The sequence below is a fragment of the Arthrobacter sp. 135MFCol5.1 genome, assembly GCF_000374865.1.
In the GTDB taxonomy this organism is placed as follows: domain Bacteria; phylum Actinomycetota; class Actinomycetes; order Actinomycetales; family Micrococcaceae; genus Arthrobacter.
Genome location: NZ_KB895456.1, coordinates 239,125 through 250,167 on the forward strand (window position 1 = coordinate 239,125; position 11,043 = coordinate 250,167).

The following is an 11,043-nucleotide window of genomic DNA, read 5'->3' on the forward strand; positions in this document are numbered from 1 at the left end:
CGGTCCGCCGGTCAGGCCGCTTTCACAGGGGACGGCCCGGCGGCGGACGCTGCCTGGTTCTCGCGGGCCAGGAAGGCGGAGAGTTCACCGATGGTGCTCATCAGCGGGGCGGGGAACACCACCGTGGAGTTCTTGTCGACGGCGATTTCCACCAGGGACTGCAGGTTGCGGAGCTGCAACGCGAGTGGGTGCGCCATCATGGTGTCGGACGCATCGCCGAGCGCTGAAGCGGCGATGGCCTCGCCTTCGGCGGCAATGATCTTCGCTCGCTTCTCGCGTTCGGCTTCTGCCTGGCGGGCCATGGCACGCTTCATGCTTTCGGGAAGCTGGATGTCCTTGAGCTCCACCAGGGTGACTTCCACGCCCCATTCGACGGTGAGCACGTCGAGGATTTCGCGGATGTCGCCGTTGATCCGTTCGGTCTCGGACAAGGTCTGGTCCAAGGTATGGCGGCCAACCACCTTCCGCAACGTGGTCTGGGCGATCTGGTCGATGGCCGCGGCCACGTTCTCGATGGCGATGACGGATTTCACGGCGTCCACCACCCGGTAGTAGGCCACCGCTGACACGTCCACGCTGACGTTGTCCTGGGTAATGATGCCCTGCGACTGGATGGGCATGGTCACGATCCTGAGGCTTACCAGCGGCAGCCGGTCGATAACAGGAATGATCAACCGCAGGCCGGGGTCTCTTACGCCGACCACCCTGCCAAGCCGGAACAGTACGCCCTTCTCGTATTGGCGGACGATCCGGATGGACATCCGCGCAGCAACGAGAAGCAGGATAACGAGGACGATGACAGTCACGGTGGTGGGGTCCATCGGGATCCCCTCCTGGTCTTTGCGCGGGCCGTGCCGGCACCTGGCTGGCGCCGTGACAGGGGCCCTGCACTTATTGTCCCACCAAAGGCGTCAGGGAGCTTGGAACCGGAGCATACTGGACGTGTGAATGCGACAGGCGCCGCCTTGTGGTTGCCTTGGGGCGTGGTGGGCGGAGTTATGTGGCTCGTGGCCGGACGTCCGCGGCCGCCCGGGCTTCGGCGTCGAACCTAAACCGCAGAAACGATGCTTCCGTACCCCTGCAAGAACATCCTGCGGCCCTGACCTTCATCGGTCCACACCCAGATGATCGAATAATCGGAGGTCACGGCGTCCACGACCCCGGTGCCGGCCAAGGTTCCTTCGGCAAAACTGACCCGGTCCCCCACCGCAAGCCGGGGGTGCCTGGTCCGCTTCCGCCGGGGCTTGAGGGTGGCGGTGTCCCCTGCCACGGCAGGGTCTGGCAGGCATGTACTGACGTGCTGTCGCATCGGTTTCCTCCGGGCTCATGGGCGGACAGTCAGCTCATTACAACCCTGCCCGCTGCTCCCAGGTCACGCACGCCGGCGTGGTGCAGCAAGACTAACGCGCCATGGCACAGCATGCATGGTCCGGAGGCTTTGGACGGAGTGTGACTGGTCAGCCGGCGACGGGCCTACCGGCAAAGCGGCCCCGTTCAGCGAAGAATCAGTCCAGCGCCGCCACGGATCCCAGCGCGTCCCAGGCGAAGCTCGCCAACCAGTGCGTGGACATGAAGTCACCGCTCTCCAGCCCGGAGAGCCCGGCCTTCAACAGCGGATCGAGTGCCTCGCTGAGGACGGCCGCCGCGGCGGATGCCTCGGGCTTGGAGGATTCGCGCAGGGCGGCGATGATACGCGCCACCTGGCCGGCCCGGGTCAGGTTCAGTCCGTGCAGATGCACCAGGTAGCCGTCGGTCTCATCCGTCACGCTCACCGGTTGCAGGATCCGCGACGCCGTGGAGAGCTCCGGCAGGAACCCCGCGAACCACCCGGCGAACTCGTCCGCGGAAAGCACCCGGCGCATCAGGTCCGCCTCGCTGAGGCCGGCGGAGAGGAAGTCCTGGCCGCTGAGCTCCCAGTCCCCCGGCCAGCCACGGTCGTTCCCAAACCACTCACGGGCCGCTTCCTCGCACGCCCTGGCAGCATCGGCGCGGCCCAGTGACCGGAAGGCATCCAGCATGTAGCCCACGCCGAAGGCCGCGTTGGTGTGCAGCCCGTGCCGGACGGGGTATTGCGCCTTGGCCATCCACGCCACGCTGAGTTCCGCCACTGCATCCACCAGCGGCTCCAGGGCGGAGCCCCATTCGCGGATCTGCGCATCGGAGGACGCGGAACAGGTGGCCGCAAGCCGCATGAGCCACGCCCAGCCATACGGACGTTCCCAGGACGGGTTGGCCAGCAGGTAGTCCCGTTCCACCGCCAGCTTGGCCGGGGTCAGGTTGGCGCCCAGGGCTTCCCGCAGCGACGCGGCAGTCGGGCCGTCCACCCAAGCCGCCGTCCCGCCGTCGGACGCCCCCTGCGGAGCAGCCCCGGACGAAGGCGATCCTGAGGCGGCCCCCAGCAGGCTGGCCCCCAGCCAGTGCATGTGGACGCAGGAGTGCCAGTCGAAGGAGGTGTAGAACGCGGGGTGGATCTGCTCCGGCGTGGGACGGTCGTCGGCGGACAACTGGGTGTGGTGTGCCGAGTGCGGGTAGGGCTCCGAAAGGTTGCCCAGCACCACGGCGGCGTAGTCCGGGGCCGCCTGTACGCGAAGATCGTTGTCCATCATGCTCCTTTGAAAGCCGGGATGAGCGGAAGGTTTAGTGGAAGGCCAGGAAGTACATCAGCACGATGTTGACTGCCAGCAGCGGGATGGCCGTGCCCACCTGGGCCGTGATGACGCCGTACTTGTTCTTCATCTCCAGCAGCGCGGACGGCACCAGGTTGAAGTTGGCTGCCATGGGGGTGCAGAGGGTGCCGCAGAATCCGGCGAGCATGCCGATCGCGAAGATGATGGCGGGATCACCGTGGAAGGTCTGCACCAGTACGGGCCAGCCGATGGCGGCGGTCATGATCGGGAAGGCCGCGAAGCCGTTGCCCATCAGCACGGTGAAAAGGAACATGCCGATGCAGTACACCAGCACGCCCGCGATCAGCGAGCCCTTGGGCAGCAGCCCTGACGCCAGGGTGCCCACCGCGGTACCGACGCCGGCCTTGGTGAAGAGGATGCCCAGCGTGGTGAGCATCTGCGGCAGCAATGCGGCCCAGCCGATGGATTCGAGGATCCGGCGGCTTTCGAAGAGGGGCGTGGCCGGGTTCTTGGGCTTGAGGATGACAAGGGCGACGACGACGGCGGCTACGGCGCCGATGGCCAGCGCCACGAGCGTGGTGTTCTTGGGATCCAGCAGCGGGGTGCCGCCGATCACCAGCACAGGAGCAGCGAGCACCAGGATCACGGTGACCAGGGGCAGGGTCAGGGCGGGGATAAAGAGCTTGTTGCCGAAGCGTTTGGCGTAGGCCTCGCGCTCAGGCCCGGTGGAGGTGCGGTGCTTGCCGTGGCCCAGCAGGCCGGTGGATGCCAGTACCACCAGGACCAGGACGGCGACGCCCAGGATCCAGGCGGGTGCGGTTCCGGCCTGGACCCAGGTGCTGTAGAAGAAGCACAGGCCCAGCAGGCCCCAGAAGGCCGAGCTGCCCCAGCGGCGGGGGTGGTTGGTGTCGGCGGCGATCAGCGACGCCCATGCGACGAACAGAATGCCGACCAGCCAGTAAACGGCTTCAACGTTGATCATTTGGCTTCTCCTGCGGTTTCCTTCTGGGCGGTGAGCTCAAACTCGCGGTATTCCTTGTCCAGTTGCTTGTCCAGGCGCAGCAGCCTGAAGCCGTGGATGAGGAAGGCGGCGATGGCGGTGGGGATGGCCCAGAGCGCCAGCTGGAGCGGTTCCAGGTGCAGGTGGTAGGTGGTGTCCACGAACGTGGTGATCAGCAGGATGGAGCCGACCGCCACGAACACGTCCTCGCCGAAGAACACACCAACGTTGTCGGCGCCGGCGGCGTGGCCTTTGATCTTCTCGCTGATCTTTTCCGGCACGTGGCCGTAGCGGCGCAGCGCTGCGCCCTCCGCCATGGGGAACACCAGCGGGCGGACGGTCTGTGCGTGGCCGCCGATGCTGGTCAGGCCCACGGCGGCGGTGATCTGGCGGACGGCCAGGTAGCCGATCAGGACACGCCCGGCGGTCAGTTTGGCGAGCCGGCCGATGAGGGTTTTGGCCTGCTCCTGCAGCCCGAAGAACTCGATAATGCCCACCACGGGCAGCACCGCCACGAAGATGGTGACGGAGCGGCTGCTGGCGAAGCCGGTGCCGAACGACTCGAGGATCTGCGCGGGGTTCATGCCGCCCAGCAGCGCGGTGACGATGCCCGCGACGGTGACGACAATCAGGGGGTTCAGGCGGATGGCGAAGCCAACGATCACCAGCAGCACCCCGATGAGTACAAGCATGATTATCCCTTCCCAGGGGACCCGTGACGGGTCTGCGAAAGTGGGGGCCGGCGCGTCCGTGCCCAGGTTTAGTCGGTGGGGCGGCGCCGAGGGGCGGGAGCCCCGGTCACGTTAGGGCTGCAGGATTGTGTGTGCTGCAGGACAACGGTGTGATCCACAGCATAGCGTTTTGTTCAACAATCCCGCAACCCCTCCTGCGGAAAGGATCAGGTCAGCGGCCGACGGCGGCGAGCAGTTGCGCTTCGGCGCGCTCCAGGTAGCCGGCCAGGAAGTCCGCTGCCGCGGCCAGTTCCCCGGCCTCCAGGAGCTCGACGATCTTCGCGTTGTCCTCCACGTAGGGTTCGTGGAAGGCGGGATTGGCGGCCATGGAATGGAATACCAGCCGCATCTCGGCCAGCACCTGGTCCATAAGGCTGTTCAGGCGTTCGCTGCCGGCGCGGTCCACGATGGCGCGGTGGAAGTCCTGGTTGGCGCCGGCCATGCCCGGGATGTCGCCGTCGGCTGCGGCAGCCCTCGCTGCCTTGACGATTGCCGCCAGGGGCTCCGTGGAGACCGTGCCGGACCACAGGACCGCTGACGGCTCCAGGAAGCGGCGGACCCGGTAGATCTCGCGGATGTCCTCGGCCGTGGGGTGCGCGACGAACACGCCGCGGTTGGGAATGCGGGTGACGATATGTTCCGAGTGGAGGGCTGCAAACGCCTCCCGGAGGGTGTTCCGGGACACGCCGAGGGCCTCGCGGAGGGCTTCCTCGGCGAGCTTGGAGCCGGGCTTGAGCTGGCCGGCCTCAATGCGGCTGCGAAGCTGTGCGGCCACCCACAGCCCGGTTTCGGCGTGCTTGGTGGTCCTGGCCTGGGCTTGAAGATCGGCCAGCACCTCGTCAAACGTCATGGCACCACGATATCGGCAGGGCACGGGTACCCTGTCCGCGCCTGACGTATTCCGCCATCATGGTGACCATGACATGGCTGCACGGCCTGCGCTTCGACCCGATCAGTCCGCTGCTGTCGAGCGGGCACCCGGCTGTGCGTTACTGGGCTGCCAAAGAACTCCCCCCGCCACCGTCAGGCCCTCCCGCCGGCCCGGCGGGAATGCCTGAAGCGGCACTCTGGGACCTTCCGATCCCGCGCCGGATCCTGCGGCGCCAGGCGGCGGACGGGTCGTGGACCTACCCCGGGAGACGGCCCCGGGCGCGGACGGATTACGACCTGCTGGAAACCTACCGGCAACTCGGGTTCCTGGTGGAGATGTTCGGGCTCACGCACCGGCATCCCGCCCTCGCGGCAGCGGCCGACTATGTCCTCTCACGCCAGTCCGCCGAAGGTGATCTTCGGGGGATTTACGGCAACCAAGTGTCTCCCAACTACACGGCGGCCCTCATCGGGCTCCTCAGCAAGGCGGGCTACAGCGGAGACCCCCGGTTGGAACGTGCCTTCAGTTGGCTTGAGGCGTCGCGGCAGGACGACGGCGGCTGGGCCCTTCCGTTCCGCACCCGGGGAAGAAACCTCGACGCGCTCGACGACCAGCGGACCATCACCGGCGACCCGGCCCGGCCCTTCTCACACCTGATCACCGGGGTAGTCCTCAGGGCGTACGCGGCCCATCCTGGGCACCGCGCCGGTGCCTCCGCACAACACGCTGCGGCGCTGCTTGCGGGCCGCTTCTTCGAGCCGGATGCCTACCCGGACAAGGGCCGCGTCTCCGACTGGACCGAGTTCAGCTTTCCCTTTTGGATGACGGACCTCGTGTCCGCCCTCGACGCAATCAGTGTCATCAGTCCCAACCTCCAATCGGAAAAGACCGACAGGGCGCGCGACTGGTTGTCCGCTCACCAGGAACCCTCGGGGCTCTTCACCGGCCATCTGCTCCGGGACCGGTTCCACGACCTCCAGCTCTGGTTCAGCCTCGCGGTGTGCCGGGTGTTCGCGCGCATGCCGTCGCCAGGTGCCCCGCCGGCCGCCTAAACGATGGTGGTGAGCGCCTGGCCGGGCCCGACGGCGTCTCCGGGCGCCGCGTACAGCTCCCCGACCGTGCCGGCACGGTGGGCGGTCACGGCCGTTTCCATCTTCATGGCTTCGAGCACCAGCACCGCCTCGCCTTCCTCGACGAGTGTTCCGGGCTCAGCGAGCCACTTGACCACGGTGCCGGCCATGGTGGCCAGCAGGTCGCCGTCGTTTTTCCCGGCCGGAGCAGCCGCGCTCCCCTCCGCCGCGTCGGGACGGCCGCGGCCGCCGCCGTTGAGCAGCGAATCCAGCAGCACGGCAGGAAGTCCGAGCTCCATCCGCTTGCCGTCCACTTCGATGCCGATGGTCCGGCGCGGTTCCTCGGGTGCGGCGGGGCTGAACGCGGGGTCCGCTTCCAGCTCGGCGGCGAATTCACTCTCGATCCAGGTGGTGTAAACGCCCAGGGAATCGGTGCCGGTGAAGTCTGGGGCCTCCACCACGGCGCGGTGGAACGGCAGGACGGTGGCCAACCCGCCAACACGGAACTCGCGCAGGGCGCGGCGGGCGCGGCGGAGGGCCTGTTGCCGGTCCGCGCCGGTCACTACCAGTTTGGCGAGCAGCGAATCGAATTGTCCCGGCACTGTTGACCCGGCCCGCACACCGGTATCCAGCCGGATTCCCGGCCCGGTGGGCACCTCGAAGGAATCCACGGTGCCCGGGGACGGCAGGAATCCGCGGCCCGGGTCCTCGGCGTTGATCCGGAACTCAAACGCGTGGCTGCGCGGCTCGGGGTCGTCAAGAATGGGCAGCACCTCCCCCGCCGCGATGGACAGTTGGGCAGCCACCAGGTCCACGCCGGAGGTTTCCTCCGTGATGGGATGCTCCACCTGGAGCCGGGTATTGACTTCCAGGAAGCTCAGGAAACCGGAGCCATCCAGCAGGTACTCCACGGTGCCGGCGCCCACATATCCGGCTTCCCGGCAGATGGCCTTGGCCGAGGCATGGATGGCAGCCCGCTGGTCCGGCGTCAGGAATGGCGCCGGGGCCTCCTCGACGAGCTTCTGGTGCCGGCGCTGCAGCGAGCAGTCGCGGGTGCCGACCACCACCACGTTGCCGTGTGTGTCCGCGATGACCTGCGCCTCCACGTGCCGGGGGCGGTCCAGGAATTTCTCCACGTAGCATTCGCTGCGGCCGAAGGCTGCAAGGGATTCGCGTACTGCAGAGTCGAAGCTTTCCTCGATGTCGGCAAGGTTCCGGACCACTTTCAGGCCGCGTCCGCCGCCGCCGAAGGCCGCCTTGATGGCTACCGGAAGGCCAACCTGTTCCGCGAACGCACGGACTTCAGCGGCGTTGGCCACCGGGCCGTCGCTTCCCGGTGCCAGCGGGGCACCGGCGCGGACGGCAACCTCGCGGGCGCTGACCTTGTCGCCGAGCAGCCGGATGGTGTCCGGCGAGGGCCCGATCCAGGTCAGGCCGGCGTCGATCACGGCTTGGGCGAACCCGGCGTTCTCGGACAGGAAGCCGTATCCGGGGTGGACGGCGTCGGCACCGCTTGTGGCGGCGATCGCCAGGATCTTTTCAATGTCCAGGTAGGTTTCCTGCGGCCGGGAACCGGCCAGCGAGTACGCCTCGGTGGCGGCGGAAACGTGCAGCGCATCGGCATCCGGATCGGCGTAGACGGCAACGCTCTCCAGGCCCGCATCGTCGCAGGCCCGGGCGATCCGGACGGCAATCTCGCCGCGGTTGGCAATGAGGACTTTACGCATGGAAGCTTTCCTTCGGTGTTTCGGGCTGTTCTGCCGGGGATGCTGCGGTGAACCGCACGGTGGCACCCGGCGGAAGTTGGGCGGCTTTGTCCAGGTCAGCGTGGACGACGACGGCAATCACCGGATACCCGCCGGTCACCGGATGGTCGGAGAGGAAAAGGACCGGCTGGCCTTCCGGGGGCACCTGCACGGCGCCGCGGACAGTGCCTTCACTCGCCAGTTCACCCTCCTTGCTCCGTGTCAGTCCTTGTCCGTCCAGGCGCAGGCCGATCCGGTTGGACTTGGGTGTCACGGTCCACTCCTGGGACAGGAAGCTTTGCAGGGTTTCATCGTTGAACCAGTCCTGCCGCGGTCCAGGAACCACGCGGAGCACTGTGGCGTGGCCTTGGTCCGGGAGGGGTGAGATTTCGGGGTTGCCCACAATGCTGCCCGGTTTGGCGGCATGCACGGGCAGGATGGTTCCTGCGGTGAGCGGTTCGGGACCGATCCCCGACATGGTGTCGGTGGATCGGCTGCCCAGTGCGGCCGGGCCCGCGACCCCGCCACGGACGGCCAGGTAGCAGCGCAGCCCTGCCGTGGGCGCACCCACGGCAAGCCGCTCCCCTGCCAGCAGCGCGAACGGGGCGTCGCACGCCGGATGCCGCACCGCCGTCGTCGTTTGGGCATCGTCCGACGACGTCACCTCCAATGGCGCGCTGGCGCCGGTGACGGCGAGGACCTGGTCGGTCAGGGCTTCGAGTTCCAGGCCGCCAAAGAGGGTTTCGATTCCCGCGGCGTCCTCCGGGTTGCCCACCAAGCGGTTGGCGCGGCGCAGGGCACCCCGGTCCATGGCACCGGAGCTGCTGACACCCAGGGCTGCGTAGCCCGGCCGGCCGAGGTCCTGGATGGTGGCCTGGAGGCCAGGCTTTCGCACGGCCAGGCCCGCCGAGGCATGTTCCTCGTGAGCCTCCGCGCCGGCAGCAGTTTCGGTGTGCCGCCGAACGGTGGCTTGAGCCCGAACGGCGGCGAAACGGACGGTATCGCCCGGGCGGATGAGCGCCGGGTTTTCCCGTTCAAGGTCCCAGAGTGCGGCGTCGGTCCGTCCGATCAGCTGCCATCCGCCCGGTGACTGCCGGGGATAGATCGCCGAGTATTGTCCACCCAGGGCCACCGCCCCGGCGGGTACCGCGGTTCGCGGGGAGCGCCGGCGCGGCACGTCAAGGGTGGAATTCTCGCCGGTGAGGTAGGCGAAGCCCGGAGCGAATCCGGCGAAGGCTGCCGTCCACAGCTGGCCTGTGTGGGCTGCCACGACGCCTTCGCGGCCGAGGCCGGTGAGCGCCGCGGCCTCGTCCAGGTCGTCGCCGTCGTACACCACCTCAATGGTGACCAGTGTGCTGTCGGCCTCCGCGGGCGCGTCAAGGTCCAGGCCGCGAACGTGCTCGGCCAGCTCCTGCAGGGCATGCGGCGAATCGGCGGTGATCAGCACGGTCCCGGCGGCGGCAATGACGTCGATCTGGCCCGGCCGGGGGTGCGCCATAAGTTGTGCCTGGAGGCTGAGCACCGCGTCCAGGGAGGAGAGCTCGACCAGGATTGCCCGGTCTCCTGCCGGCCTGATCGCGGTAAGGACCGGCGCCGTGGCCGGGCGCTGTTGTGTGGCAGCCATGGCTAGGCGAAGCTTTGGATGGTGATGCCGGCGTCCGCCAGGGCGGCGCGGACCGCGGCGGCCATGGCCACGGCGCCGGCCGTGTCGCCGTGCAGGCAGATGCTTTCCGCTGTGACCGGGACCAGTGAACCGTCCACGGCGCGGACCACGCCATCGGTGGCCAGGCGCAGGACGTGCTCGACGACGTCCTTCACCTCGTGCAGCACGGCTCCGGGTTCGCGCCGGGAGACCAGGGTGCCGTCAGGGTTGTAGGCACGGTCGGCGAAGGCTTCCGTGACCGTGCGCAACCCGGCGGCGTCGGCCTGGCGCTGGATCTCGGAGTTCGGCAGGACCATGAGGGGGAGGGTGGGGTCCACGGCAAGGATGGCGGCCACCACGGCGCCGGCCTGCCGGGGGTGGTTGACGATGGTGTTGTACAGCGCACCATGGGGTTTGACGTAGCGGACTGCGGTTCCGGCGGCGAGGGCTACGGCCTGGACGGCGCCGATCTGGTAAACCACGTCAGCGGTCAGTTCCGCCGGGGTCATGTCCACGAACCGGCGGCCGAAGCCGGCCAGGTCGCGGTAGCCGGGGTGGGCGCCCACCGTGACGCCGGCCTTGGCGGCGGCCTGGCAGGTGGCCATGATGCCCACGGGATCGCCTGCGTGGAAGCCGCAGGCCACGTTGGCGCTGGAAACACTTTCGAAAATGGCGGCGTCATCGCCGAAGGACCAGTTTCCAAACGATTCGCCGACGTCGCTGTTCAAGTCGATGCTGGGCATGTGATCTCCGTCTCGGATTGGTGGTACTCCAAGAATGCCCTATAAATCAGGATTGTTCAACAATCCGGTCGACCTTTACTAACGCCCGCTCAGATCCTGCAGCTCCAACCCAGACGCCCGCTCAGATCCTGCAGGTCAAACCCCAACGCCCGCTCAGATCCTGCAGGTCAAACCCCAACGCCCGCTCAGTTGTTGCGGGGCTACCCGTCAGAGGTGAGCGGGCGTTCCAGTTCTACCTGTCAGGCGTGAGCCGGCGTGGCGGTTTCACCTGTCAGTGGTGAGCAGGCGTTGGCGGAATACGTGCAAGAGGTGTGCGGGGGTTGCGGGGTTACGTGTCGGGTGTGAGCTGGCGTGGTCGTGTGGTGGGTGGGTGGTGGTGTTAAATGTGGGAGGCCCCAACCGTGTGGTTGGGGCCTCGACCAATGTGTGTGTCCGGCGGTGTCCTACTCTCCCACACCCTCCCGGGTGCAGTACCATCGGCGCTGTGGGTCTTAGCTTCCGGGTTCGGAATGGGACCGGGCGTTTCCCCCACGCTATGACCGCCGTAACCTTGTTACCCGTCCCAACCCTGGGGTTGGTGGGAAGACTGTGGTTACAACATGTGTGGTGTTGTT

Annotated in this window: 10 protein-coding genes and 1 rRNA gene; 1 reads left to right on the forward strand and 10 read right to left on the reverse strand. The window is 67.6% G+C overall.

Annotation, left to right across the window (positions count from 1 at the left end):
• Window positions 1-11: 11 nt before the first annotated feature.
• The 6 genes from C563_RS0110900 to C563_RS0110925 all read right to left on the reverse strand — a co-directional run bounded on the left by C563_RS0110900 (window position 12) and on the right by C563_RS0110925 (window position 5,208).
• Window positions 12-821, reverse strand: coding sequence for a slipin family protein (locus C563_RS0110900; RefSeq protein WP_018762088.1), 810 nt, complete (start codon window positions 819-821; stop codon window positions 12-14).
• A 227-nt stretch (window positions 822-1,048) separates the two neighbouring features.
• A complete protein-coding gene (locus C563_RS0110905) occupies window positions 1,049-1,309 on the reverse strand; it encodes a hypothetical protein (protein WP_018762089.1) in 261 nt (86 codons plus the stop codon).
• Between the two features lie 196 nt (window positions 1,310-1,505).
• On the reverse strand, window positions 1,506-2,603 hold the full coding sequence (locus C563_RS0110910) for a DUF2891 family protein (protein ID WP_018762090.1): 1,098 nt from the start codon (window positions 2,601-2,603) through the stop codon (window positions 1,506-1,508).
• A 34-nt stretch (window positions 2,604-2,637) separates the two neighbouring features.
• Window positions 2,638-3,609: a DUF979 domain-containing protein gene (locus C563_RS0110915; protein ID WP_018762091.1), complete on the reverse strand. Its 972-nt coding sequence runs from the start codon at window positions 3,607-3,609 to the stop codon at window positions 2,638-2,640.
• Window positions 3,606-4,319: a DUF969 domain-containing protein gene (locus C563_RS0110920; protein WP_018762092.1), complete on the reverse strand. Its 714-nt coding sequence runs from the start codon at window positions 4,317-4,319 to the stop codon at window positions 3,606-3,608. Before C563_RS0110920 ends, C563_RS0110915 begins: the two co-directional genes overlap by 4 nt.
• Before the next feature lie 211 nt (window positions 4,320-4,530).
• Window positions 4,531-5,208, reverse strand: coding sequence for a GntR family transcriptional regulator (locus tag C563_RS0110925; protein ID WP_018762093.1), 678 nt, complete (start codon window positions 5,206-5,208; stop codon window positions 4,531-4,533).
• Between the two features lie 59 nt (window positions 5,209-5,267).
• Here C563_RS0110925 and C563_RS0110930 point away from each other — a divergent pair, with 59 nt between their 5' ends.
• Window positions 5,268-6,281 carry a prenyltransferase/squalene oxidase repeat-containing protein gene (locus C563_RS0110930; protein ID WP_231369872.1) on the forward strand — a complete coding sequence of 338 codons (1,014 nt, stop codon included), beginning with the start codon at window positions 5,268-5,270 and terminating at the stop codon, window positions 6,279-6,281.
• On the opposite strand, the gene C563_RS0110935 is transcribed toward C563_RS0110930, so the two are convergent.
• The 4 genes from C563_RS0110935 to rrf form a co-directional block, all read right to left on the reverse strand.
• Window positions 6,278-8,026 carry an acetyl/propionyl/methylcrotonyl-CoA carboxylase subunit alpha gene (locus C563_RS0110935; protein ID WP_018762095.1) on the reverse strand — a complete coding sequence of 583 codons (1,749 nt, stop codon included), beginning with the start codon at window positions 8,024-8,026 and terminating at the stop codon, window positions 6,278-6,280. The genes C563_RS0110930 and C563_RS0110935 overlap by 4 nt on opposite strands.
• Window positions 8,019-9,668 (reverse strand): 5-oxoprolinase/urea amidolyase family protein, encoded by a 1,650-nt coding sequence (locus C563_RS0110940; RefSeq protein WP_018762096.1) that lies wholly within the window; start codon window positions 9,666-9,668, stop codon window positions 8,019-8,021. Before C563_RS0110940 ends, C563_RS0110935 begins: the two co-directional genes overlap by 8 nt.
• A 2-nt stretch (window positions 9,669-9,670) precedes the next feature.
• Entirely contained in the window at window positions 9,671-10,429 is a 759-nt protein-coding gene (locus C563_RS0110945) for a LamB/YcsF family protein (protein ID WP_018762097.1), read from the reverse strand.
• A gap of 430 nt (window positions 10,430-10,859) precedes the next feature.
• Window positions 10,860-10,976, reverse strand: a 5S ribosomal RNA gene (gene rrf, locus C563_RS0110950).
• Between the last annotated feature and the right edge of the window lie 67 nt (window positions 10,977-11,043).